We start from the raw sequence: 24947 nt of genomic DNA, 5'->3' as shown, positions 1-24947 counted from the left end.
GCGGCCGTTTGCCCCCTTTTTCGAAGGGGGCAGAAGCGAAAGCGGCGTCGGTATCGGAGGGAGCGAAAGCGGCTGTCTATGGGTCAAAGCTGGTTGGCTTCGCTCTCGCCGTCGCAGTGCACGAACGTCACCGGCACCGCGTGGGCGCCCAGCACTGCCGAGATCTGCTTCAGCCGGGCTTCGAAATGCTGGTAGCGGCGGTTGAGCTTGTCGCGACATTCGTCGGTGTTGCACGGCGCTTCGGGCGCGTAGCGCGCATGCCACGCAGCCGGCGAGAACAGGGCGATACGGGCCTCGCCTTCGCTGTAGTGGATCAGCGGTTCGGGGCGGGCGTCCAGCCACTCCTCGCCGTCGGGCTGCAGCAGGGCGGTTTCGAGCAGCGGCCATAGCGGGCCGAGCCCGGCGTGTTCGTACTGCATCGCCATCATCGCGGCGAGGTCGTGCACGGTCAGGTAGCGGGCGTGCTCGACCTGCAGGCCGAACGCGGCCTGCGCGGCCAACGCGGTGCCGGCGCCGGCCATGCCGCGTTCGAGCAGGCTGGATTCGAGGATCTCGCCGACGCGGGCGACGACGTCGGCCTCGCCGCTGAGCACGAACGGCACCAGCCGCAGCGGGCCGCCGGCGAAGTCGGGCGAGGGCGCCAGGGCGCCGGGCAGGCGTTCGTCGTGAGCGCCGAAGGCGATCACGCGGGCGGCCGAGGCGGCGGCGCGGTCGCGTGGCGCATTGGCGGCCAGCTGATCGAGTTCGCGGTGCAAGGGCCAGCCGGGGCGCAGCAGTTCGACCGGGTCGTAGTGCGCGCCGACGGTGATCAGGTCCAGGCCACCGGCTTCGGCGGCGAAGCTCGCCAGGTCGCGTGCGATCTTCTCCGACAGCGCCCCCGCGTCCTGGAGGGGCAGGGCGTTGCGGTCGACCGTGGCGTCGCCCTTGAGCTCCAGCGCGAGCGCGCCGAGGACGTGCAGGGGCGCGGACGGAGCGCTGGCGGGAGTGCTGGCTGAGGTCATGATCACCGAGGATACGCTGGCGTTTGGTAGAGCGCGTGTGCAGCGCTACACTGGGCGCCATTATGCCCGCTCCGCTGCGGCGGGTCGGTTCGAAACTCCCTGTGAGGTGTACCGATGCGTCAAAACCGTCCCGTCGCCGTGCTCGGTGGCGTGCGTATTCCGTTCTGTCGCCAGAACACCGCCTATGCGGATGTCGGCAACCTCGGCATGTCGGTACGCACGCTCGGCGCGTTGGTCGAAAAGTTCGGCTTGCACGGGCAACAGCTCGGCGAAGTGGCGATGGGCGCGGTCATCAAGCACAGCAGCGACTGGAACCTCGGTCGCGAGGCGGCGCTGTCGTCGGGGCTGTCGCCGCTGACCCCCGGCATCACCCTGCAGCGCGCCTGCGGCACCTCGCTGGACTCGATCATCACCGTCGCCAACAAGATCGCCCTGGGGCAGATCGACGTCGGCATCGGCGGCGGTTCGGACACCACCTCCGACGTGCCGATCGTCTATGGCAAGAGCCTGCGCCGGCGCCTGCTGGAAGCGGCGCGCGCACGCAGCACCAAGGAAAAGCTGGCTGCATTCAAGGGTTTCAGCCTGCGCGAACTCAAGCCCGAGTTCCCCGGCGTGGCCGAGCCGCGCACCGGCAAGAGCATGGGCGAGCACTGCGAGGACATGGCCAAGCAGTGGAACATCTCGCGCGATTCGCAGGACGAATGGGCCCTGTCTTCGCACCAGAAGCTCGCCGCGGCCTATGAGCGCGGTTTCTTCGAAGACCTGGTGGTGAGCTTCCGCGGCGTGTCGCGCGACAACAACCTGCGCGCCGACAGCAGCCTGGAAAAGCTGGCGACCTTGAAGCCGGCGTTCGACAAGACCTCCGGCCGCGGCACCCTGACCGCGGCCAATTCCACGCCGCTGACCGACGGCGCGGCGGCCTGCCTGCTGGCTTCGGAAGAATGGGCGCAGGCGCATAACCACGAAGTGCTGTGCTACCTGCGCGACGCGCAGGTCGCCGCGGTCGATTTCGTCCACGGCGAGGGCCTGTTGATGGCGCCGACCGTGGCCGTGCCGGAGATGCTCAAGCGCAACGGCCTGACCCTGCAGGACTTCGACCTGTACGAGATCCACGAAGCCTTCGCCGCCCAGGTGCTGTGCACCTTGCGTGCATGGGAGAGCGAGGATTACTGCAAGACGCGCCTCGGCCTGGACGCGCCGATGGGCCGGATCGACCCGGCCAAGATCAACCCGAACGGCTCGTCGCTGGCAGCCGGTCACCCCTTCGCCGCGACCGGCGCGCGCGTGATCGCCACAGCCGCCAAAGAACTCAAGCAGCGCGGCGGCGGCCGTTGCCTGATCTCGATCTGCACCGCCGGTGGCATGGGCGTGGTGGCGATCCTGGAGCGTTGATCGGGTGGGCTGCTGTCCTGCAGCTTCGTCCCAATCCTTCACGGCTTGCAGGTTATTCGCCCGGCCTGGGTGGGATAGGTTGTGATTCGCTTTGCCGCTTTGCCGCTTTGCCGCTTTGCCGCTTTGCCGCTTTGCCGGTCAACCGTAGACCCGGAGGGCGGCCTGCATGGATGCAGGCCGTTTTTCATCGGGACAGGGATGTCCCGTATGTAGATCCCTGCGTCGGCAACGCGCGTGCGGGCCTGTGATTCAAAGAAAAACATTTTTCTTTGGTTACCTTTGACCGAAGGAACTCCCTGTGGGACTTTTGTTGCTTATGACAAAAGAAAGTAACCCGCCGCTTTAGTGGCGGAAGCTCTTAGCGTTTGATCTAGCTCCTGATCTTGCTTGAGCGAGACGCCGCAAGATTGTCACGCCGAGGTCGCGGCTTGCGCCGCTCCTACCCTGGCTCCAGCCGGGAGCGGCACGAGGTTGAAGCGTCGTGGTCGCCGCTTCTAGGGTAGGAGCGACGCAAGTCGCGACCGCGTCCCGGCGGCCTCCGGCGAACCTTTCAAGCAAGTGCACATGAAGCAAGAGCAAAGCTTCCGTCCGCTGACGCGGCCGGGTTACTTTCTTTTGCTGGCCCAAAAGTCCCACAGGGAGTTCCTTCGGTCAAAGCTAACCAAAGGGAGGCCTTCCTTGACAGAGCTCCCCTGCGAGTTCGCAGCTGTCGCCGGGATTTTTCGATAGGACATCCCTGTCCTATCGAAAAACGGCGCACGTCCTGTGCGCCGCCCTTCGGGTCTACGGTTGCATCGCAAGTTCGGAACTGCGCCAAGCTTTCACGGCAACGGCAACGGCAACGGCAACGGCAACGGCAACGGCAACGGCAACGGCAACGGTAACGGCAACGGTAACGGCAACGCCGCGACACTTTCTCGATCGACCCGGAGCGCTTCCTTCTCCCGCTTGCGGGAGAAGGTGGCCGTAGGCCGGATGAGGGCTCGGTCCTCTCTGGCTGCCCTCACCCCAACCCCTCTCCCACAAGTGGGAGAGGGGCTGAAAAGCGAAAGCGCATTGGAGCCTCAAGCCGCCGGCGCACCGCGGCTGGTGCCGGCGATGTATTGCGGCGGCCACACCGAGCTCGGCGGGGTGGTGCCCTTGGTCCGCATCTGTGCCTGCAGTTCGGTGTCGAGTACGAGCTGTTGCATCGCGAAGGCCGGGTTGCCGGCGAGATTGTCGTTCTGCTGCGGGTCGGCAACCAGGTCGTACATCTCCCAGTCGCCGCCCTGCCCCGGGTCGGATGCCGACCCATACACCGCATAGGTCCACTGCGATGAGCGGATCGCGCGGATCAGGCTGGGGCCGCCGCCGGCGATGTCGTCGTAGGTGTAGTGCACGTAGTCCTGCACCGAGCTGCTGCTGCCGTCGAGCACCTGACTGAGGTCGGTGCCGACCAGGTCGGCGAACTGCCCACTCACGCCGAGCAGGCTGGCCAGGGTCGGCAACAGGTCGACCGAACTCGCCAGGGCCTGGGTGGTCTGCGGCTGCGGCCAGGCGACCGGGTTGGAGAACAGCAGCGGCACGTGGATCGCTTCGTCGTAAGCGTTGACGAATTTCTCGACCATGCCGTGCGAGAGGCCGAGTTCGCCGTGGTCGGCGAAACGCACGATCAGGCTCTGCCGGATCAGTTCGCTGCCCATCGCATCGAGGATCTGCTGGATCTGCGAATCGACGTATTCGACGAGATACGCATAGAAGTCGACGAAATCCTGTTGGCTGGCCTGGCCCTCGCTCATCTGGCCCCAGGTGAAGCTGGATTGCGCGCGCGGCTTGCTCGACAGGTCTTCGCCGGCATTGGTGGGGATCGGTGCATTGGTGAGGCTGTAGGTCGCCTGGTCGTAAAAGCTCGAAGCCTCGTTCAAATAGCCGAGGTGGGCGTCGTGCGGATTGACCAGGGACACCACCAGGCAGAACGGGCTCGCCGGCGGCGCTTGCAGGAAGGCGCGGGCGTCGGCGACGTAGCGCTGATCGTTCTGGTTCGGCTGCACCGGCTGCACCGGCTGGCCCGGCGGTTGCACTGGCTGCATGGGGATCAGGGTGCCGCCACCGAGGAAGGTGGTGCCGAGGTTGAGTCCGGCGTCGTTCGGGTCCCAGCTCTGGAAGCCCCAGGGTTGCAGGTCGGTGCTCAGCGAGCCGGGTTCTTCGCCGCCGAGCAGATGCCATTTGCCGATCCAGTAACAGTCGTAGCCGGCGGCCTTGAGCACGGTGGCCAGGTTGGGCACGCCGTTGGGGAAGTACGGCGGCAGCGGCACGTCCGGTTGCGGCAGAGCCTGCCCGCCGGTGGTGGTGCAGCCGGTGCGCGCCGGGTATTGGCTGGTCAGAAAGGTCGCGCGGCTCGGCGAGCACATGCAGGCGCCGGTGAAGGCATTGGCGAACTCGATGCCGTTGGCGGCGAGCTGGCGCATCGCCGGCATCTTCGCGGCGAGCGTGGGCCGATACGCCGCCGGCCATTGCAGCAGGCTGCGTTCCTGGTCGGTGACGATCAGGATCAGATTGGGCTTGTTGCCGTTCGAGAACAGATCGCTCAAGGCCATGACGGTCGCTCCGTGAAGTGCAAGCTCAAACGCGCGATGCCTCGCGCTCAGGCCGGCACAGACTGCGGCGCGATACCAAGCCGTGATCGTGGTCACGCCGCGGCGACGTTCGACGCCGGGTTCCGGCTCGATGGCGGCCCGGAACCCGATAGTTCGGGCGGTTCCGTGACCGGCGTCGCCTGGGTTCACGAAAGTCGGTTTGCCGGCGCTAGCCCGGCCTCCATGCGCAGTGGTACGGTCGTTGCGCAACAAACCATACGCAAACGTATCCAATCGTGCTGGTCAATCCTTGGGAGGGGATGCACTCATGCGCAGAATCTGGTCGTGGTCCGTGTCGTGTTTGGCCCTGTTCGTCGTCGCCCTGCCGGTCGTGGCGGGCGGATTCACAGGCAGTTACCAGCGCATTCCGGGCTGGGATGGGGCCGAGATGGGCGCCTTCGTCATGCTGCCCAAGGATCAGGGCCCGGGTCCGTTTCCGCTCGTGGTGATGCCGGCCAGCTGGGCCGTGCCGAACCTGGAGTACGTCGGCCGCGGCGGCATCCTCGCCAGCCAGGGCTATGTGGTCGTCAGCTACACCTCGCGCGGGTTCTGGGATTCGGCCGGGCAGATCGACATCGCCGGGCCGGGCACGGTCGAGGACGTCAGCTCGGTGATCGACTGGGCGCTCGCGCACACGCCGTCGAACCCGGCGCGGATCGGCGCCAGCGGCATTTCCTACGGCGCCGGCATCAGCCTGCTCGCGGCCGAGCGCGACCCGCGCATCAAGGCGGTTGCGGCGCTGAGCGGCTGGGCCGACCTGGAGGCCTCGCTGTATGCCAACCGCACCGTCAGCCAGCAGGGCGCGGCCTTGTTGGTGGTGGCCGGCAGCCTCACCGGCCGGCCCGGTCCGGAGTTGGCCCAGGCCACCGCGCGCATGGCGTTCGGCGACTTCGACGGCGCCGTCGCTGGCCTGCTGCCGGTGATTCCGCAGCGCAGCCCGGTCACCGAGGCGGCGGCCTTGAACCGCAACGGCACCGCGGTGCTGCTCGCCAACGCCTTCAACGACAGCCTGTTCACCCCGGGCCAGTACATCGATTTCTACAACGGCCTGAGCGGGCCGAAGCAATTGCTGTTCAGTCATGGCGACCACGCCACGGTCGAAGCGCCCGGCGCGCTCGGCCTGCCGAACGAGATCTACGACGCGGTCGGCCGTTGGTTCGATCATCACCTCAAGGGCGTGGCCAACGGCGTCGATCGCGAATCGCCGGTGCGGCTGAAGTCGCAGGACGGCGACTGGCGCGGTTACGCCGACTGGAACGCGGTGCAACGCGGCGCGACGGTGTATGCGCTGAGCCGGCCGACCGGCCTGTTGGCGCCGACCGGCGAGCTGTCGAGTTCGCCGAGCACCGGCTGGAACCACGCGATCCTGACCGGCCTGCCGACCGTCGCCGATTCCGGCGTGGCCATGCTCAGCGGCTTCCTGCAGTCGCTGCAAGTCGCGCCGCAGGCCTCGATCCCGCTGGTGGCGCGCGCCGGCGCCGGGGTGTGGTCGTCGCCGACCTACTGGACCGGCAAGCAGCTCAGCGGCATGCCGCAGTTGCACGTCACGGTTACGCCGACCCAGGCCGACGTCAGCCTGTTCGCGTATCTGTACAGCGTCGACCTGCTCGGCAATGGATCGTTGTTGAGCCATAAGCCGTACTCGCTGCGCGGGGCGACGCCGGGCGTGGCGAAGACGATCGATCTGCGCATGGAAGCGACCAGTTGGGACATTCCCGCCGGCCGCAAACTGGTGCTGGTGGTCGACACCGTGGACCCGCGTTACACCGCGGCGACGCGCATCGGCGGCTCGGTCAGCTTCAGCTCGCCGGCGTTGAACCCCTCGACCCTGACGGTACCGTTGCGCTGAGCCTGCGCGCCAACGCAACTCGCGACAACGGCGCCCCAGGGCGCCGTTGTCGTATCGGCGCCGCGCTTGCGCTGCGTCCGTGCCCGGCTAGGATGAGCTGCGAAGGAAAGCGGTGATGCGAGACTCCGCTGCGGTCCGCGCCGTGCCAGGGGATGCAAAGAGGACGCGATGTCGAGCTTCAATCCGTACGAGGCGCCGAAGAGTGCGCTGGTCCATCCCGGCAGGAACGCCGGCGAACAGGCCGGTGAGCAGGCCGGTCCATGGCGCGACGGCAAGGATCTGGTGGCGCAGCGCAACAGCGAGCTGCCGGCACGTTGCGTCAAATGCAATGCCGATGCGAAGACGCCGAAACTGTTCCAGCGCTACTACTGGCACCATCGCGGCTGGCACCTGTTGATCCTGTTCAACCTGGTGATCTACGTGATCGTGAGGGTGGCGATCAGGAAGAGCGCGCGTCTGAACGTCGGGGTCTGCGCCGACCATGCGCGCCAGCGTCTGGTTGCGATGTGGGCGGTGGCGTTGTTGCTGGTGGCCAGCGTGGCGACCTTGCTCGTCGCGATGAATGAACGACTCGGTGCCGTGGCTTATCTATCGAGCCTGGCCCTGCTGATCGCGGCGACCGCGGTCGGCCTGCTCAAGGCCAGGTTGTTGTACCCCAAGCGGATCGGCGAACGTTATGCGCGCTTCGCCGGATGCGGCGACGAGTTCCTCGCCACCTTGCCGAGCTTCGGCGACAGCGAACGTTGAGCGTCGGCGTCGATTCGAAGCGCGTTCGAGCCGGGCACAAAAAACGGCCGCTGCGAAGGCGGCCGTTTTCGAGGGGAACAACCTGCTTGCCGACGCCTTGGCTCAACCGCGCAACCGCGGCATGCCGTGCTCGTCGCGCTCTTCGATCACCGCCTCGTCGAAGATCTTCTGGCGCAGGTCGCGGCCGGGCAGCTCGGTGGCGGCTTCGCCGCGCGCTGCGTGCAGGGCGTTGACGTAGCTGAGACGGGCGCGGTTCTCGTCGCCGGCCTGGGCATAGCCGTGGCCGAGTTCTTCCCAGGCGTCGCTGTTCGCGCCCTGGGCGAGCGCGCGGTGCAGATAGCCTTCGGCCTGCGGCCATTGGCCTTGGGCGCGGGCGATCCGGGCCAGGCTGACCAGCAGGCCAGGGCTGCCCGAGTGCGCCTGCAGCCAACGCTCGGCATTGGCGCGACGCGCATCGAGGCGGCCGATCGGCAGGCGGCCGTACAGGGCCGCCAGCGACTCGTCCCAACGCGTGTCGAGCGCCTGTTCCAGGCTCTTGGCGGCGGCCTCTTCCCAACGCAGCGCGGCGGCGCGTTCGGCGTAGGCGGCGACCGTGGCCGGCTCGCTCTTGAGCGGCTTCGGCAGGGTTTCCCAATGGTCGGCGAGGACGTTGGCGTCGGCGGCTTCGCGCAGCGCCGCTTCGGCCCAGGCGGCCTCCAACTGGGCGAGGCGTTCGGTCGGCCACACACCGTGCTGGCGCAGTGCGCCGAGCAGGCCGTAGGCCTCGCCGGCGCGGCCAAGTGCGGCCAAGGCCTGTGCACGCAGCGCCAGGCCGCGCGGCGGCAGCGGTTGCACGTTGGCGGCGTCGAGCGCGGCGAGCGCATCGCCGGCGCCGCCGTCGGCCAGGGTGGAGTCGGCCAGGGCGAGGTCGGCGACGGCGAGCGCGCGCGCGACCGGGTAATCGACGGCCAGCGCATCCAGATGACGGCCCGCGGCGGCGGCGTCGCCGCGCGCGCTGGCCGAGCGTGCGGCCGCGACTTCGGCGATCGCCGCGACGTCGCGGCTGCGCGCAGCCTGGGCGAGCGATTTCTCGGCGCGCGCCCAATGGCCCTGGTGCAGGGCTTCGAGGCCGTCGATCAGACGCGCACGCGCCTGCTTCTTGCGATGGCGGCGCATCGCCACGAACGGCAGGCTGATCACTTTCCACACCAGCCACAGCGCGAGCAGGCCGCCGATCAGGATCAGCAAGGCCTTCGGCAGGTTGGTGACGTAGTCGATGCCGCCGTAGGTGACCACGACTTGACCGGGGTCCTGCACCAGCAGCTGGGCGACGAGCGCGCCGACCAGGGCCAGGACGATCCAGAACAACAGATTGCGGAACAGATTCATGTGCGGCAGCTCCTTATCGCGCCAGCTTCCGGATCGGGTGTCGGCGGCCCGGCCGCTTCATTGCGCCGTGCGCAACTGGCGCAACTGCTGCAGTGTCGTGCCCAGGGTCGGAACCGACAGTGAAAGCGGTAGCGCGGCCAGTTCGCGCAACTGCGCGAGTTGGCGGGTCTGGGTCGGCGAAGGGGCCGACAGGCGCAGCACCCAGCTTTCGGCGCGCTTGAGCGCGGTGCGATAGCCGTCGGCGTCGCGCCGCTCGGCGGCGGCGCGCGCCAGCGAGATTTCCAGTTGCAGGCCGGCGAGCGCGGCGGCGCGGTCGCTGGGATGGGTGGCGACGGTGCGGTCGACCGGGCGGGTCTCGATCAGGGTGCCGAAGGCGCGGCGCCACCACGGCGCCAGCGTCGGTGCGGCCGCGGTCGGGCGCTCCGGCGGCAGGCTCAGGTTCTGCGCCAGGACGTCGAGCTTGGCCATCGCCTGCACGCGCGGTTCGATGCCGAGCTCCTTGAGCGCGGCGGTTTCCTGCAGCAGGGTCTGGCGCAGGCTCAGGTAGGCCGGGTCGTCGACGCCGTCGAGGACGCCGCCGGCCAGCGCATAGGCGCGGCGCGCGCCTTCCAGGTCGCCGGCGATCTGCAGGCGCTGTTGGCCCAGGGTCAGCAGCAGTTCGGTCTCGTCCAGGCGCATGGCCTGGGCGCCGTGGCGGTCGGGATCGGCGAGTTTGGAGACGCTGTCTTCGATCAGCGCCGCACGCTGGCCGATGCCGTGCAGCTCGTCGCGCAGGACCCGGTTGGTGGTGTCGGCCTGGGCGATGCGGCGGTTCTGCGCTTCCTGGTTGGTCCGGATCGTGTCCAGGCGCTCGCCGAGCGCTTGCAGGCGCTCGCCGGCATCGGCCTCGGCGGCGCGGTCGCGCGCCTGCCGGTTCTGCCATTGCTGCCAGCCGTACCAGCCGCCGCCGCCGGCGATCAGCAGCACGATGAGCAACCAGAGCCAGCCGTTGGAACCGCGACGCGGCGTCGGCGAGGCGGAAGCGGGGGATGCGGGAGTCGTGGACACGGTATCGAGGGGGGTGTTCATGGCCCGGCCATGCTACCGGATCGGTGCATCAAGACTGCCTTGACGCGATCAGGGCGCCGGCGGCGGTCGGCCCGGGGCGTCGTCGCCGGCGAGCGCGGCGCAACCGGCCAGCAAATCCTCGGCGCGCGGACCGGCGGCCACCTCGACCTCGCCGAAGCCGAGGCTGCGCGCGAGTTCGGCCAGGCGCGCGCTGGCGGCGCTGACGTGCGCCTGGCGCAGGCGCACGCCGGCGTCGTCGGGCAATTGCGCGAGCGCGCGTTCGAGCGCTTCGCCGCTCGACAACGCCAACCACAACGGACCGTCGAAGCCGAGCAGGCGCGCGATTTCGAACCGCGACGGCGCGGCCGGTTCGCGCAGGTAGATGTCGGCGCGCAACACGCGCGCGCCGCGCGCCTGCAACGCCGGCGCGAGCACGCCGCGTCCGCCCGCCGCAGTCAGCAAACCGAACGCTTCGTTATCGAAATGTTGCAGTTCCGCTAACGCGAGCAGGCCTTCGCTGTCCATGCGTCGTGGCCACAGCACGTCGGCGATACCGATTTCGTGCAACAACGCGGCGGTGCCTGCGCCGACCGCGTACCAACGCTGGCCGGCGCGCGTCGTCAACGACGGTTGCAGATCGCGCAGCGCGCGCGCTGCGGCGGGACTGGTGACGAGCACGTGCGGCGCCGCCAACGCATCCGATAACGCACGCCGGGATGCCGAATTGTCCTGCGTGCGCACCGACCATGGCGAAAGCTCGATCAATCCGCCGCCGTACTGTGCGGCGATACGACGAAGTTCTTCGTGATCGCCGCTCGGACGCAGTGAGATCACGTACCATCCCGGCGGTTGTCGCAGCTCGCGGCTCATGCGAACAGCTTCGCACAGCACTGCCGATCGCGGCACTCGCCAGTGGCCGCCGTCTCCGACGCGACACTCAATACTCCCCCGAACTGCAACTGCCTTCGATGACTTCCGACGCCGCTCTGCAACGCCTTCATCAGCACTACCAATCGATGCCGCCGGTCGCGGCCATGCAGGTCAACATCGCCGGTTACGACGGCTCGCGCCTGCGCCTGCACGCACCGCTGTCGCAGCACGTCAACGACAAGGGCTGCGCCTTCGGCGGCAGTCTGGCCTCGATGATGACCCTGGCTTCCTGGGGCGTGATGTCGCTCGGTATCGAACAGGCCGGCCTCAAGGCCGAGGTGTTCGTCGCCGACAGCCAGACCCGCTACCTCGCGCCTCTGTTCGCCGACCTGGACGTGCACGCCGAGCTCGCCCCGGGCGCCGACTGGGGCAGCTTCCTGACCACCCTGCGCGAGCGCCGTCGCGCCCGCACCTCGCTGATCGCGCGCGCGCTGCTGCCCGAAGGCGGGGTCGCGACCGAGTTCACCGCGCGCTACGTGGCCATCGCTAAGCCCTGACGCGAACGGTAGGATGCACGCCGAACGTCCTTTCCGCCGGAGTCCGCGATGCGCCCGCTTTCGAACAGCTCGCTCCTGATGCGCTTGTTGCAGCTCGCCCTGATGTTGTCGTGCGTGCTCGCGCTCGGCGGTTGCCAGACCACCGGCACCCAGAACAACAAGATCGGCGAGACCCAGTACGCCTACTCGGCGGCGATCCGCTGGGGCGACTTCGAGGGCGCGGTCAATCTGATCGAACCCAAGCTGCGCAAGCAGCAGGCGCCGACGACGATGCAACTGGAGCGCTACAAGCAGATCCAGGTCTCCTCCTACCGCGACGTCGGCACCGAGATGGACAAGGAAAAGGGCACCGCGGTGCGCCTGATCGACATCGGCGTGATCAACCGCCACACCCTGGCCGAGCGCACCGTGCGCTACACCGAGGCCTGGACCTGGGACCCGGTCGCCAAGACCTGGTGGCTGGTCAGCGGCCTGCCGGACTTCTGGGCCGGCCAGTAACCGCTCCGGGCCGCCTGCCGGGGCGGCCCCGTTCGGACCGGGCTTTTGCGCCGCCGCGCGCGCTGGGCGACAATCGCCGCCCGTTCGGGCCTCTGCGAGCCCGATCCTGTGAGCCCGACCTTGTGAGCCCGACCTTGTGAGCATGACCCTGTGAGTCTTGAAGAACTGCTGGCGTTCGCCGGCCGCCACCTGTACCTGTCGCTGGGCTTCGCCGGCCTGACCGTGGCCATCGTCTACACCGAGATCGCGCGCCTGTTCCGCGGCTACAAGGCCCTGCGCCCGGCCGAGCTGACCGGGCTGATCAACCGCGACAACGCCCTGGTCATCGATCTGTCGGCCAGCGCCGAGTTCGAGAAAGGCCACATCCCGGGCAGCCGTTCGGTCCAGCCGAGCCAATTCGACCCGGAGAGCAAGCTGCTCGCCAACGCCAAGGCGCTGCCGGTCGTGGCGGTCTGCCGCACCGGCCAGGCCTCGGCCGACGCCGCCAAGCGCCTGAAGAAGGCCGGCTTCGAACAGGTCTACTGGCTCGACGGCGGCATCCAGGCCTGGCAGCAGGCCGACCTGCCGCTGGTCAAGGGCCGCGGCTGAGCCCCTCCCGCGGCGGTGCGACCCTGTCGCGCCACCGCCACGGGCGCCGCCTAGACTGCGCCTCATCCACTCTCGATAGCCGCTTGCGTGATCCCGGTCCGGGGGTTTGGTCCCGGTCCGCGCGAGCGGGCATAATCGACCTCTTTTCTGAATTCCGCTGGGGAGTCACCCGAATGTCCGAAGAAAACGTCAACGGCGCCACCGCGCCGGCCGAAGCCGCAACCGGCCCCGCGTTCACCGTCGAGAAAATCTACGTAAAGGACGTCTCCTTCGAGGTGCCCGGCGCTCCGGCCGTGTTCGCCGAAGCCGCGCAGCCGCAGCTTCAGCTGAACCTGTCGCAGAACGTGCAGCGCGTCGGCGAGAACGCCTTCGAAGTCGTGCTCGGCATCACCCTGACCTGCAGCGCGAACGACAAGCCGATGTACCTGGCCGAAGTGAAGCAGGCCGGCGTGTTCGGCCTGATCGGCTTCGACGCGGCGACCCTCGACGCGATGCTCGGCACCCACTGCCCGAACGTGCTCTACCCGTACGCGCGCCAGCTGGTCAGCGACCTGATCCAGGCCGGCGGCTTCCCGCCGTTCTTCCTGCAGCCGATCAACTTCGACGCCCTGTACGCCGAAGGCGTGCGTCAGCGCGGCGCCCAGTCCGAAGGCGGCCTGGCCGACGCGGAAACCGCGGGCAACGCCTGAGCCACGGCTCGGTTTGCGCATGAGCCACGATCCGTCGCCGGCGATTGCGCCGAAACCGCGCGTGGCGGTGCTCGGTGCCGGTTCCTGGGGCACCGCGCTCGCCGCATTGATCGCCCGGCACGGTCATCCGACCGTGCTGTGGGGCCGCGACGCCGCGGGCGCCGCGGCCATCGATACGCGGCATGAAAACCCGCGCTACCTGCCCGGTATCGCCTTGCCGGACTCCTTGCGCGCGACCACCGACCTGGCCTTCGCCCTGCGCGAGGCCGACCTGGTCCTGGTGGTAGTGCCCTCGCACGCCTTCGCCGAAACCCTGCGCGAGCTCGCGCCGCACCGTCCCGCGCGGGCCGGCGTGGCCTGGGCGACCAAGGGCTTCGAGCCCGGCAGCGGCCGTTTCCTGCACGAAGTCGCGGCCGAAGTGCTCGGCGACGACGTCCCGCTGGCGGTGGTGACCGGTCCTTCGTTCGCCAAGGAAGTCGCGCAAGGCCTGCCGACCGCGCTGACCGTGCATTCCGACGATGCCGCGTTCGCCCAGAGCGTCGCCGATGCCCTGCACGGGCCGGCGTTCCGCGCCTACACCGGCGACGACATGCTCGGCGCCGAGCTCGGCGGCGCGATGAAGAACGTGCTCGCAGTCGCCACCGGCGTCGCCGACGGCATGCAGCTCGGCCTCAACGCCCGCGCCGGCCTGATCACCCGCGGCCTCAACGAAATGCTGCGCCTCAACCAGGCCATCGGCGGCCAACCCGAGACGCTGATGGGCCTGGCCGGCCTCGGCGACCTGGTGCTGACCTGCACCGGCGATCTGTCGCGCAACCGCCGCCTGGGCCTGGCGCTCGGCCGCGGCCAGTCGATCGAGGACGCGGTGCGCGAGATCGGCCAGGTCGTCGAATCGGTGCAGACCGCCGACGAAGTGATGCGCCAGGCCGAACGGCACGGCGTCGAACTGCCGATCTCCAACGCGGTGCGCGCCGTGCTGCACGGCGAGATCACCCCGGCCGACGGTCTGCGCAAGCTGCTTTCGCGCGAACAGAAGCCCGAATACCCGACCGACCTGTTCGGTTGAGTCGCAACGCCGGCGCTGGTGCCGGCGTCGCCGCCGCGTTTACCGCGGCCACCCACCCCCTCGAAACCCTCGGGAAAGGAACTCCTATGCGTCGTACGCGGGCCGTCTGGCCGCTCGTGCTCTCCCTGTTGTCGTTGCCGGCCTTCGCCGCGGCGCCGCCCTGCGGCAGTTATGTGACCGATGACTCCCCCGATCGCCTGATCTTCGACGGCAGCCGCGTCGAGTTGCGCGATGAGGAAGGTTTCCTCTCGGAGTTCTCGCCCTACGCCTATCGCGTCGAAGGCAACACCCTGTGGCTGCGCTCCGGCGACAGCAATCTGCTCAAGACCTACACCATCGAAAGCGACGGCCGCCTGGTCCAGCAAGCCGATCGTTTCGACAACGGCGGTGCGGTCTACAAGCAGGTCGCCAAGGCGCAATGCCAGTCGGCGGGCGTCCAGGTCGTGGCGGTGGCGCCGAACCAGGGCAAGGAGCGCGGCGACGACAAGCAAGACTGCGCGCTCGGCGACGTCCAGTCCTGCGTCGCGGCGATCGAATACGACCACACCCTCGCGCCGGCGCAACGCGCGGCGAAATTCGAAACCCATTGCCGCCGCGACCGCAGCCCCTACGCCTGCAAGCAATGGGTCAAGGCGCTGAGCGCCGAAGAAGACGGTGCGCCGCTGTATCTGTTCCGCACCAAGCGCTTGCCCGAGGCCGGCCTGGCCGCGTTGCGGGTGTCCTGCCGCGACATCGGCTACGGCGAGGCCTGCGCCTCTCTGGCCGATCAGCAATGGCTGGCCGGGCGCTATGCCGATGCGCGCGACAGCTTCGCCTTCGCCTGCGACGGCAAGCTGTCCAAGGAGGCCTGCAAGCGTGTCGAAGCGCTGCGTGGGCTGAGCCTGCGCAACGACGCGCCGCGCCAGTCGCCGCGACAGCCTTGCGGCAGCTACGCCTCGGTCGACGCCGAATCGAGCCTGTTCGGCCAGTTCCGTTTCACCGACGGGCAGGGGGCGAGCGTATCGGAAGAAGGCGAGGCCGACATGCGCTATCGCCTGCGCGAAGACGAAGTGCTGGTGCGCCACGACAAGGGCGACGATTTCGTGCTGCGCTGGTTCGATGCCGACACCCTGATCGGCATGGACGAGTGGACCCGCTACAAATCGTATCGGCGCGTCGAACCCGCGCAGTGCGAGGCCATCGCCATGCCGGTGGCCGGCAAGCGGGTCAAGGAAACGCCGTACCGCGTCGACCATTGCGCCTTGACCGATCCGGGCGGCGCCGCGGCGTGCTGCGCGAAGGGGTCGATGTCGGCCTGCATGGGCGAGGGCCACATGGCCGCGCTCAAGAACGACTGGGCCGCGGCCGCGCGTTCCTACGACAAGGTCTGCGCGATGCACGTGCGCGAAGGCTGCGGCAACCTCGTCGCCGCCTACCACAACACCGGCGACGACAAACTGCTCGCCGGCATCCGCAAGGTCTGCGCAGACACGCCCGACTCGGTGGCTTGCGAAGAACTGCAGCTGGCCAGCTCGCAGCAGGTCGAAGAAAAGCGCCTGGAGCGCGAGATGGCGCAGGAGCTGCAGAAGCTGCTGCAGGAAGGCGCGAAAGACGGCGAATCGCAGGAAGCGTCCGAAGGCGAGCGCTGAGCGAACCGATTGCCCACGGGCGGCCGATGCCCGCGCGCGCCGCATCGATGCGCACGAGCGAATCGCGAACAAAAAAGAGCCCGGCCTTTCGGCCGGGCTCGATCGCGACGTTTCGGGGGAGAGAGAGAACGGATCGCGGTGTTGCGGAATACTTATCGGTAGCGCTTTCTATCAGAAGCTGAAGCGCGGGCCGATGAAGAATTCCTTTTCGCCGCCGTCGAGGAACTTGGCGTCGGCGGTGATGCCCCAGTTCTGGTTGAACTTCACCAGGGTACCGACACGGCCGTAGAACTTGCCGTCGTAGTGCTTGTCGTAGTCCTGGTAGCCGGCGAAGGCATAGCCTTCCCAGTTCGGCGTCAGGGTGCCGTTGATGCCGGCTTCGACGCTGCCGCCCTTGAGCTTGTAATCGCCGAACGAGCCGAAGTCGGACTTGTTGTTCTCGTAGGCGACGCGGGTGACCAGGTCGACGCGCTTGCTCAGCTCGTGGTTGTAGCCCACGCCCAGGCGCCAATGATCGACGTCGTTGCCAGGAACGCGGACGTTGCCGAACACCGCATCGTTCCAGTTGTACGAATCGGTCTTCTGTTTGCTGTAGCTGCCGAACACATGGAAGCTCGGGTGGAACGCATACGAGCCGCCGATGGCCCAGCCGTCGGCGTCGGAGAACTTGTGCTCGCCGTCGGTCTTGGCATAACCGGCTTGGGCGTAGTTGTAGGACACGCCTTCGGCCGCGGAAGCTGCGAACGGCAGGGCGGCGGCGAGGGTGAGGGCAAGCAATGCACGCTTCATAAGGTCTAAGCCTCTTTATTGGTTTTATTCCGAATCCTCGCGCCTCGGAGTAAGGCGTCCGTTGTGGATTCGGTGTGCGCAGTATCGGCATCGCGCTTCAATCGAACCTGAATTTTGTGTGCCTTTTTACAGGAACTAAACGTTCTGCTTACGGTACTTGGACATTTACCTAGGCCGTAAGTCACGGATTTTTTCGCTTGGTTCAGCGAATGACGATGCAATCTTGCTCGCGGCTGAATGTTTCGTTTCGCCGCATTCGGCAAAGCCGCGACGAGGCATCGGCGGCGAATGCAAGAAACGGATATCGCAGCGGGCGGTCGCGCGCCGAAGATGCGCTCGACCCGACTGCCCGACGCGCACCGAACATGACGTTTGTCATCGATCACCCCACACGCCCGGCGCCGCCGCGCGAACCTTCCGGCCTTGACGAACGCATCGATCGTCTGGACTGGAGTGCCATTGCCGCCGATCTGGATGCCGGCGGGCATGCCCTGTTGCGTTCGCTGCTGACCCGCGAGCAGTGCGATGCCGTCGCGGGCGCTTACGACGACGAAGCGCGTTATCGCAGCCGCGTGGTCATGGCCCGGCATGGTTTCGGCCGCGGCGAATACCGTTATTTCCGTTATCCCTTGCCCGAGCTGATAGAGGGCCTGCGTCAGGCCTGCTACCCGCGGCTGGCGCCGATCGCGCAGCGTTGGAACGAAGCGATGGGCATCGAGGTGGCTTATCCGCCGCGGCTCGACGAGTTTCTCGCCCGTTGCCATGGCGCGGGCCAGACCCGGCCCACGCCGCTGCTGTTGCGTTACGCGAGCGGCGACTACAACTGCCTGCATCAGGATCTGTACGGCGAGCACGTGTTTCCTTTGCAGATCGCGATCCTGCTGTCGCAGCCGGGTCGCGATTTCGACGGCGGCGAGTTCGTACTGACCGAACAACGCCCACGCATGCAGTCGCGGGTCGAGGTGGTGCCGCTGCAGCAGGGCGATGCGGTGGCGTTCGCGGTCAACCAGCGGCCGGTGCGCGGCGCACGCGGTCATTACCGGGTGGCGATGCGCCATGGCGTCAGCCGCCTGCATTCGGGACAGCGGCATACCCTGGGCCTGATCTTCCACGACGCGAACTGAGCCAAGCTCACGGCGATAACGTCAGGGCATGCCCGGCACGGCCGGCGCCAGCGCTGCCGACGGCGCAGCCAGGTACGACCGTGCGCGAACGCCGGTGTTTCATGCATGAACGATGGCAGCGTGACCGTGTTCGCGCGGCCGCGGCGTTGGCTATGGAGTCGCGGCCCATGCGCCGCGGCGACGCGACGATTCCCGATCGCGGCGCGCGCCTGAGGGCACGCGTCGAGGCCGAAGGCTTCGCGCGTCCATGGACGTAGTCGCCGTCAGGAGTCGGGTCATGGCATTGCACGAACAAGCGTATATCCGTCGCGAACTGGAGTTTCCGGGGCCCTTGAGCAATGGCGCGAGCGGGGTCGGCGCGAGACGGGTCCAGGAATGGCTGGGGTTTCATGGCAACGGCACACCGATCGACGGCAAGTTCGGTCCGGCCACCAACCGCGCCATCGAAGCCTTCGCCGCGCGCAAGCGTCTGAGCTACGCCGGCAGCTTGAACCAGGAGGTCTGGGCGGCGTTGACCGAACCGATGGCGCGCGTGGTCGGCTTGCCGGCGAGGGCGCCGAACAAGACCTACCCGCAACTGGTGCGCTGGTTCGCCGAGCAGCACCTGGCCGAGCATCCGGTCGAACTCGGCGGCGCCAACCGCGGGCCCTGGGTGCGCATGTACATGAAGGGCAGCGAGGGCGAGGCGATGCTTTGGTGCGCCGGCTTCGTCAGCTTCGTCATGCAACAGGCCGCCGAGAAAGCCGGGCGCGCCGCGCCGATCGCCGGCAGCTTCGGTTGCGACGAACTCGCGCGCCAGGCGAAGGCGGCCGGACGTTTCGTCGCCGGCAAGAACGTCGCCCATAACGGCGGTTTCGGCGCGCTCGGCGCCTGCGGCATCTTCCTGGTGCGCAAGACCTCGAGCGACTGGATCCATACCGGCTTTGCCTTCGACGGCGGCGAAGAAAGCTTTCTCAGCATCGAAGGCAACACCGACCACAAGGGCTCGGCGAACGGCTTCGAGGTCGCGCGCCGCACCCGCCGCACCACCGCCAACGATTTCATCCGCCTGGCCTAGGCGAACGCGTTCCGCCGTCGCGCCGGCTTGCTGCGCTCCGCCCGCCGAACGCGCGGAGCGTCCCGGTTCCGCTCTCACCGACCCCGCCAGACGAAATGTTGGCGGGGCGTATTGACGTGCCCTTCACCTCGACTTACATTGCGTCGTAAATGAAATGATATATCGTTTCATTTCACATTCGACATGGGGCGAGGATCACAGTGAGCGCAGGCAAGCAGGGCAGCCGGGCAGGTGCGGCGTACTTCGGGCGGATGACGCTCGCATCGGCTTTGGCATCGGTGACGTTGGCGTCGCCGGCGGCGGCACAGGAGGCCGCCGGCGGCGCGGCGGCGACCCTGCTCGACACGGTCACCGTCGAAGGCCGGCGCGCCGCGACCGCGCCGCTCGACACCGCCAACGCCACCGGCTCGCGGCTCGGCCTGACCGCGCGCGAGACCCCGGCGATGGTCGAGGTGCTGAACCAGGACACGATCCAGGCCCGCGGCCTGCGCGGCAGCGTCGACGCGCTCAACGCCGCGCCCGGCGTATTGGCCGGGCAGTTGCCGTCGTCGCCGGGCATGACCTCGATGCGCGGGTTCACCGGCGGCGCCATCGCCTTGCTCTACGACGGCGTGCGCCAGACCGCGGCGCCGTTGGTGACGCGCGACTTCGACAGTTGGAGCTTCGAGCGCATCGAAGTGCTCAAGGGCCCGGCCTCGGTGTTGTACGGCGAGGGCGCGCTGGCCGGCGCGATCAACCTGGTGCCGAAGCGGCCCCAGCTCGGCGACAGTGCTGTGGATGCCCGCGCCTTCGAAGGCATGGCCGGCTGGGGCAGCTTCGGCAGCCAGCGTTATGCGGTCGACGCGAATATTCCGCTCAGCGACCGCTTCGCCCTGCGCGCGGTGGCCAGCCACCGCCGCAGCGACGGCTACGTCGACGACACCGCCAGCGAAGCGACCTCGGCCACCCTGGCGGCGCGCTGGCGTCCGAGCGACGCGCTCGACATCGACCTGGCCCTGGATCATTACCAAGACGACTACGACACCGCTTACTGGGGGACGCCGCTGCTGCCGCGCGCGCTCGCCCGCGACCCGAGCGGGCTGGTGCGCAGCGGCAACGATTACGTGCTCGACCGCTCCCTGCGAAAGCGCAACTACAACGTCGACAACGGCGTCCAGGACGCACGCAGCGACTGGCTGCGCACGCGGGTGAACTGGCAGATCGGCGATGGCCTGCGCTTCAGTAACGAATTCAGTTACTACGATGCGAAGCGGCGCTGGCTGAACTCCGAGACCTACACCTACAACCGCCGCAGCGGCCTGCTCGATCGCGGCACCACCCGGATCGAACACGAACATCGCTTCTGGGTGGAACGCGCGACCCTGTTCTCCGAACACCGCCTGGCCGGGCGCCGCAACCGCGCCTCGGTCGGGGTGGAGTTCAGCGACGGCGACTTCTTCGTCATGCGCCGGTTCGGCACGACCACGGCGGTCGACCCGTTCGCGCCGGCCCGCGGCCGGGTGTCGTTCGACGACGAGGCGCGCAACTTTCCCGGCGCCGGCAACCGCGTCGATTTCGACTCGACCACGCGAGTCGCTTCGATATTCGCCGAGGATGCGCTCAACCTGACCCCGCGTTGGTTGTTGCTGGCGGGGTTGCGTTACGACCGGATCGAACTCGAACGCAGCATTCGCGATCTCAACACCGCCGCGCTGACCCGGTTCGAACGGCGCTATGAGCCGCTGTCGTGGCGGCTCGGCACGGTGTTCGACTTGAGTCCGAAGACCCAGTTGTTCGCCCAGTACAGCGAGGCGGTCGCGCCGGTCGGCAGCCTGCCGCTGCTGTCCTTGGCTAATTCGCGCTTCGAGCTGACCCGCGGCCGCGCCGTAGACGCCGGCATCAAGAGCAGCTTCTGGCGGGACCGCATCGACCTGAGCCTGGGCGGTTACTGGATCGAACAGGACGACATCGTCACCCGCGATCCGGCCAACGCGAATCTGTCGGTGCAGGGCGGGCGCCAGTCCTCGCGCGGCATCGAGTTGTCGGCGTCGGCGGCGTTGACCCGCGGCCTGCGTGTCGATGCCAGTTTCGCCGCGCTCGATGCGCGTTTCGACGAACTGCGCGAGGCCGGCGGGGTCGACCGCGCCGGCAACGTCCCGCCGAACGTGCCCGAGCGCGTCGCCAGCCTGTATGCGAGCTATCGCTTCGAGGCGATCCCGCTGACCGTGGGCGGCGGCGTGCGCCATGTCGGCGCCTTCTATACCAACAACGCCAACAGCATCCGCGTCGACGGCCACGACGTCTGGGACGCCTCCGTCGCTTACCGCCTGCCGTTCGGCGAGATCGCCCTGCACGGGCGCAACCTCGGCGATGCCTTCTACGCCGACTGGTCCGGCGGCGCCGCCGACCAATTGGTGATCGCAGCGCCGCGCAGCGTCGAACTGACCTTCCGGGTGAACCTATGAGCCTGCTTGAAACCCGCAGCGACGCGCTGCGCCTGCACGCGGTGCGCAAGGACTTCGGTGCGCGCCATGCGCTCGAAGCTTTGTCGCTGGCGATCGCGCCGGGCGAGGTCTATGCCTTGCTCGGCCCGAACGGCGCCGGCAAGACCACCGCCTTGAACCTGATCCTCGGCTTCCTGACTCCCGAGTCGGGCCATATCGATGTCGCCGGCACCCGGGTCGACCGCGACCCGCTCGCGGCGCGGGCCAAGATCGCCTACCTGCCGGAAACGGTGATGCTGCATCCCACCCTCGACGCGATCGAGAACCTGAGCTATTTCGCCCTGCTCGGCGGGCGCCGCCTCGACCATGCGCAGGCGCGCGCCTTGCTCGCCGAAGCCGGCCTGCAGGAAGAGGCGCATACGCGCCGCGCCGCCGGTTTCTCCAAGGGCATGCGGCAGAAAGTCGGCCTGGCGATCGCGCTGGCCAAGAATGCGCAACTGCTGCTGCTCGACGAACCCACCTCGGGGCTCGACGCCAGCGCCGCCAACGACCTCTCGCAAGGCGTGCGCGCGGCGGCCAAGCGCGGCATCGCGGTGCTGATGGCGACCCACGATCTGTACCGGGTCAAGGACGTGGCGCATCGGCTCGGCATCCTGCGCGCCGGGCGTCTGTTGGTCGAACGCCACACCGATGAACTGTCGGCGACCGAGATCGAAGCCCTGTACCTGGAGCAGCTCGCCGCATGAGCGCGTCGCTGACCGGTTACGAATGGACCTTGTTGCGCCGCGACCGTCGCGCCTGGTGGGCCTTGCTCTGCCTCGGCGCGCTGGTGCTGCTGGCGTTCGCGGTCAATCTGGATGCCATCGCCACGGCCAATGCGGCCAAGAGCGAGATCGCCCGCGCCGAGCGCGCGCGCTGGCTCGGCCAGGGCGAGAAAGACCCGCACTCGGCCGCGCACTACAGCATCTACGCGTTCAAGCCGACGCCGGTGCTGGCCGCGCTCGATCCCGGCGTCGAGCCCTTCGTCGGCCAGGCGGTCTGGCTGGAAGCGCACGTGCAGAACGACATGCTGTACCGGCCGCAGGGCGAGGCCTCGACCTTGCAGCGCGCCGGCCTGGTCAGCCCGGCCGGGCTGCTGATCGGCTTCGCGCCCTTGGTCGCCTTCCTGCTCGCCTTCACCGCGGTGGCGATGGACCGCGAACGCGGCACCTTGCGCCTGGCGCTCGGCGCGGCGATCCGGCCGCGCGCGATCGTGATCAGCAAGGCCCTGGCGATCTGGAGCGCGCTGGTGTTGGTCTTGCTGTTGCCGGTGACGGCCGCGACCGCCGCGTCGAGTTTCGTGCTGGGCGTGTTCGACTTCGACACCGCCACCCGTCTGGTCTTGTGGGGGGTGGCGATGGCGCTGTATCTGGCCTTGCTGACCGCGGTCGGTATCGCCGTGTCGATGCTCGCCGGCAGCGTGCGCGCGGCCTTGGCGGTGTTGTTCGGTTTGTGGATCGTGTTCGGCCTGGCCTTGCCGCGTTGGGCCAACAGCGCGGTCGAGGGCGCGCAACCCTTGCCGTCGACGCAGGCGGTCAAGCAGCGTCTGCTCGACGAGGCGCCGGCGTTCTGGACCGCCGAAGACGCCAAGGCCAATCAGGCCAAGCTGCTGGCGCAATACGGCGCGGCCAGCAAGGACGAGTTGCGGGTCGATCTGCGCGGCGCCGAGCTCGATCTGAGCGAGCGCCACTCGCATGCGGTGTTCGATCGCGTGCTCGGCGGCTTCTACGATCGCGTCGAAGCCCAGGACCGCAGTTACGCCATGCTGGGCCTGCTGTCGCCGATGGCAGCGATGCAGAGCCTGTCGCCGGCCCTGGCCGGCAGCGACTTCGTCCATCACCGCCGCTTCGTCGACGGCGCCGAGCGTTACCGGCGCGAACTGGTCAATCGCATGAACCAGGACGTGATGGTGCACCCGCTCAACGGCGAGGGGGCGCGGCATACCAACGATGCCTCGCTATGGGCGCAGATCCCCGAGTTCCGCCATCGCGTACCGCCGTTGGCGACCGCCTGGGGCGTGAGTACGCCGGCCTTGCTGGCCCTGCTGGGCTGGTGCGCGGCGGTGCTGGCGGCGTTGGCGCTGGCGGCGCGGAGGATGCGTCCATGAGCGCCGCCGTCGATGTCGGCTTCGCCGCGCTGTGGCGTTGGGAACTGCGCCATGTCGGTCGCAATCGCTTGTTGTGGATGGTAATCGGCTTGCTCGGCGCGGCGATGCTGTGGGGCGCGCTCAGCGGCGCTGCCCTACATCGCAACCAGGGCGCGGCGAGCGAACGCAGCCGCGCCAGCGATGCCGCCTGGACCGCGCAGATCCGCGAACGCGCGCGCCGTTACGCCGAGCCGGCCGAGAGCGAAGTGCCGTACTGGCAGGACCCGACCGACGCCGCCGGCTTCAGCCGCTATTTTCTACGCGCGCACAGCTACAAGCCGCACTTGCCGCTGTCGCCGCTCGCGGTCGGGGTCAGCGACCTGATGCCCGGGCGCTTGCCGGTCAAGCTGGAAACGCCGTTCGGGGTCGAACCGGTCTACGACTTCGAAAATCCGCGTGGGCTCGGGCTGGGACGCTTCGACCTCGGCTTCGTGCTGGTGTATCTGCTGCCGATTGCGGTGGTGCTGTTGATCGGTCTGCTCGCCACCTTCGAGCGCGACCACGGCATGCTGCGTTTGATCGCCGCGCAACGGGTCGGTCCGCGGACCTGGCTCGGCGCCCGCGTCGCCGCGATCGTCGCCTGGCTCGCGCCGGCGACCTTGCTGCTGGCGACCGCCTCACTCCTGGCCGCCGGCGCCGATCTCGCCGCGGCCTGGCCCGAACTGATTGCGTCGGCGGTACTGGTGGTGGCTTACCTGTCGTTCTGGGCCGCGCTGGGATTCGTCGTGGTCTCGGCCTGGCCCAGCGCCGCCGGCGCGATCAGCCTGATGAGCGCAGTGTGGGCGCTGCTCGCAATCGGCCTGCCGTTGCTCGGCAGCGCGCTCGCCACGCGACTCGGCGACGCGCCGTCGCCGGTGGCCTATGTCGATGCGCAACGCCGCGCCAACGACGCCATCGCCGAGCAGCGCGACGCAATCGTCGCTGCCGCGTTCCGCCGCTCCTCCGCACTCGCCGCGGTGACCGAGCGCGTGGCCAAGATCGACTACGCGACCCGCATGAGCTTCCTGACCCCGGAGCTCGAGCGTCGCCTGCAGCCTCTGCGCGAGCGTCAACAGGCCGCGCGCGCATGGCGCGGCCGGGTCTCGGATTGGGCCGGCTATCTCGCGCCGCCGTTGGGACTGGAAGAAGCCCTGGCGGTGCTCGCCGGCACCGATGCCGCGCGTCATGAGCGCTTCGAGCAGCAGACCCGCGCGTATCAACTGCGCCTGCGCGATTGGTTCTACCCGCGCATCCAGGGCCAGATCGCCGCGCCGACGCCGCGCGCGGTGGCCAACAGCTACGGGCGGATGAACTTCGCCGAGTACGACGCGATCCCGGCCTATCGCGACGCCGAGTCGCCGGCGAGTGCGCGGGTGGTCGCGGTGTTGCCGATGATCGGTTGGTTGTGCCTGTTGGCAGGCCTGCTGACCGCACTCGCCTGGCGGCGCTTGCGTCGCTGGCCGACGGAGCTCTGA

21 protein-coding genes are annotated in these 24947 nt (G+C 68.4%); 15 read left to right on the top strand and 6 right to left on the bottom strand.

The annotated features are described in order from the left end of the window. Nucleotides 1-83 precede the first annotated feature (83 nt). Nucleotides 84-1001: a hypothetical protein gene (locus ACTOWK_RS19650; protein ID WP_441331781.1), complete on the bottom strand. Its 918-nt coding sequence runs from the start codon at nucleotides 999-1001 to the stop codon at nucleotides 84-86. A gap of 114 nt (nucleotides 1002-1115) precedes the next feature. Between ACTOWK_RS19650 and ACTOWK_RS19645 the strand changes: the two genes are divergently transcribed. Beyond that, nucleotides 1116-2393 (top strand): acetyl-CoA C-acetyltransferase, encoded by a 1278-nt coding sequence (locus ACTOWK_RS19645; protein WP_441331780.1) that lies wholly within the window; start codon nucleotides 1116-1118, stop codon nucleotides 2391-2393. 1064 nt (nucleotides 2394-3457) lie between these two features. On the opposite strand, the gene ACTOWK_RS19640 is transcribed toward ACTOWK_RS19645, so the two are convergent. After that, nucleotides 3458-4969: a sulfatase-like hydrolase/transferase gene (locus tag ACTOWK_RS19640; RefSeq protein ID WP_441331779.1), complete on the bottom strand. Its 1512-nt coding sequence runs from the start codon at nucleotides 4967-4969 to the stop codon at nucleotides 3458-3460. 307 nt (nucleotides 4970-5276) lie between these two features. Here ACTOWK_RS19640 and ACTOWK_RS19635 point away from each other — a divergent pair, with 307 nt between their 5' ends. Continuing rightward, on the top strand, nucleotides 5277-6857 hold the full coding sequence (locus ACTOWK_RS19635) for a CocE/NonD family hydrolase (protein WP_441331778.1): 1581 nt from the start codon (nucleotides 5277-5279) through the stop codon (nucleotides 6855-6857). A gap of 168 nt (nucleotides 6858-7025) precedes the next feature. Then, nucleotides 7026-7604, top strand: a complete 579-nt coding sequence (locus tag ACTOWK_RS19630; RefSeq protein ID WP_441331777.1) for a hypothetical protein — start codon at nucleotides 7026-7028, stop codon at nucleotides 7602-7604. Between the two features lie 102 nt (nucleotides 7605-7706). Here ACTOWK_RS19630 and ACTOWK_RS19625 read toward each other — a convergent pair whose 3' ends face one another. From ACTOWK_RS19625 to ACTOWK_RS19615, 3 genes are read right to left on the bottom strand one after another with little or no spacing between them, the layout of a single operon-like run. Then, complete coding sequence (locus ACTOWK_RS19625) at nucleotides 7707-8972, bottom strand: heme biosynthesis HemY N-terminal domain-containing protein (protein WP_441331776.1); 1266 nt, start codon at nucleotides 8970-8972, stop codon at nucleotides 7707-7709. 57 nt (nucleotides 8973-9029) lie between these two features. Beyond that, nucleotides 9030-10040 (bottom strand): uroporphyrinogen-III C-methyltransferase, encoded by a 1011-nt coding sequence (locus ACTOWK_RS19620; protein WP_441331775.1) that lies wholly within the window; start codon nucleotides 10038-10040, stop codon nucleotides 9030-9032. A 48-nt stretch (nucleotides 10041-10088) separates the two neighbouring features. Continuing rightward, on the bottom strand, nucleotides 10089-10853 hold the full coding sequence (locus ACTOWK_RS19615) for a uroporphyrinogen-III synthase (protein WP_441331774.1): 765 nt from the start codon (nucleotides 10851-10853) through the stop codon (nucleotides 10089-10091). A 134-nt stretch (nucleotides 10854-10987) separates the two neighbouring features. On the opposite strand from ACTOWK_RS19615, the gene ACTOWK_RS19610 reads away from it, so the two are divergent. The 6 genes from ACTOWK_RS19610 to ACTOWK_RS19585 all read left to right on the top strand — a co-directional run bounded on the left by ACTOWK_RS19610 (nucleotide 10988) and on the right by ACTOWK_RS19585 (nucleotide 15915). Then, nucleotides 10988-11446 carry a YiiD C-terminal domain-containing protein gene (locus ACTOWK_RS19610; RefSeq protein WP_441331773.1) on the top strand — a complete coding sequence of 153 codons (459 nt, stop codon included), beginning with the start codon at nucleotides 10988-10990 and terminating at the stop codon, nucleotides 11444-11446. A 48-nt stretch (nucleotides 11447-11494) separates the two neighbouring features. Further along, complete coding sequence (locus ACTOWK_RS19605; RefSeq protein ID WP_441331772.1) at nucleotides 11495-11944, top strand: hypothetical protein; 450 nt, start codon at nucleotides 11495-11497, stop codon at nucleotides 11942-11944. A 150-nt stretch (nucleotides 11945-12094) separates the two neighbouring features. Continuing rightward, a complete protein-coding gene (locus ACTOWK_RS19600) occupies nucleotides 12095-12532 on the top strand; it encodes a rhodanese-like domain-containing protein (protein ID WP_441331771.1) in 438 nt (145 codons plus the stop codon). 173 nt (nucleotides 12533-12705) lie between these two features. Continuing rightward, nucleotides 12706-13221, top strand: a complete 516-nt coding sequence (gene secB, locus ACTOWK_RS19595) for a protein-export chaperone SecB (RefSeq protein WP_441331770.1) — start codon at nucleotides 12706-12708, stop codon at nucleotides 13219-13221. A 19-nt stretch (nucleotides 13222-13240) separates the two neighbouring features. After that, a complete protein-coding gene (locus ACTOWK_RS19590; protein ID WP_441331769.1) occupies nucleotides 13241-14287 on the top strand; it encodes an NAD(P)H-dependent glycerol-3-phosphate dehydrogenase in 1047 nt (348 codons plus the stop codon). A gap of 86 nt (nucleotides 14288-14373) precedes the next feature. Next, nucleotides 14374-15915, top strand: a complete 1542-nt coding sequence (locus tag ACTOWK_RS19585; RefSeq protein ID WP_441331768.1) for a hypothetical protein — start codon at nucleotides 14374-14376, stop codon at nucleotides 15913-15915. Nucleotides 15916-16086: 171 nt separating this feature from the next. On the opposite strand, the gene ACTOWK_RS19580 is transcribed toward ACTOWK_RS19585, so the two are convergent. Continuing rightward, entirely contained in the window at nucleotides 16087-16704 is a 618-nt protein-coding gene (locus ACTOWK_RS19580) for a porin (RefSeq protein ID WP_441331767.1), read from the bottom strand. A 365-nt stretch (nucleotides 16705-17069) separates the two neighbouring features. Here ACTOWK_RS19580 and ACTOWK_RS19575 point away from each other — a divergent pair, with 365 nt between their 5' ends. From ACTOWK_RS19575 to ACTOWK_RS19550, 6 genes are all read left to right on the top strand, one after another. Further along, complete coding sequence (locus ACTOWK_RS19575) at nucleotides 17070-17828, top strand: 2OG-Fe(II) oxygenase (protein ID WP_441331766.1); 759 nt, start codon at nucleotides 17070-17072, stop codon at nucleotides 17826-17828. A 277-nt stretch (nucleotides 17829-18105) separates the two neighbouring features. Further along, nucleotides 18106-18885: a peptidoglycan-binding domain-containing protein gene (locus ACTOWK_RS19570; protein ID WP_441331765.1), complete on the top strand. Its 780-nt coding sequence runs from the start codon at nucleotides 18106-18108 to the stop codon at nucleotides 18883-18885. A 200-nt stretch (nucleotides 18886-19085) separates the two neighbouring features. After that, nucleotides 19086-21329, top strand: a complete 2244-nt coding sequence (locus ACTOWK_RS19565; protein WP_441331764.1) for a TonB-dependent receptor — start codon at nucleotides 19086-19088, stop codon at nucleotides 21327-21329. Continuing rightward, complete coding sequence (locus ACTOWK_RS19560; protein ID WP_441331763.1) at nucleotides 21326-22054, top strand: ABC transporter ATP-binding protein; 729 nt, start codon at nucleotides 21326-21328, stop codon at nucleotides 22052-22054. Before ACTOWK_RS19565 ends, ACTOWK_RS19560 begins: the two co-directional genes overlap by 4 nt. Continuing rightward, nucleotides 22051-23454, top strand: a complete 1404-nt coding sequence (locus ACTOWK_RS19555; protein ID WP_441331762.1) for an ABC transporter permease subunit — start codon at nucleotides 22051-22053, stop codon at nucleotides 23452-23454. The genes ACTOWK_RS19560 and ACTOWK_RS19555 overlap by 4 nt, the downstream gene beginning before the upstream one ends. Further along, nucleotides 23451-24947: a DUF3526 domain-containing protein gene (locus tag ACTOWK_RS19550; RefSeq protein ID WP_441331761.1), complete on the top strand. Its 1497-nt coding sequence runs from the start codon at nucleotides 23451-23453 to the stop codon at nucleotides 24945-24947. Before ACTOWK_RS19555 ends, ACTOWK_RS19550 begins: the two co-directional genes overlap by 4 nt.

It is taken from the genome of Lysobacter sp. CA196 (genome assembly GCF_052078695.1).
Classification (GTDB): domain Bacteria; phylum Pseudomonadota; class Gammaproteobacteria; order Xanthomonadales; family Xanthomonadaceae; genus Lysobacter.
Note: the sequence above shows the minus strand (reverse complement) of the source record. Positions and strands in the feature narration are given on the sequence as shown.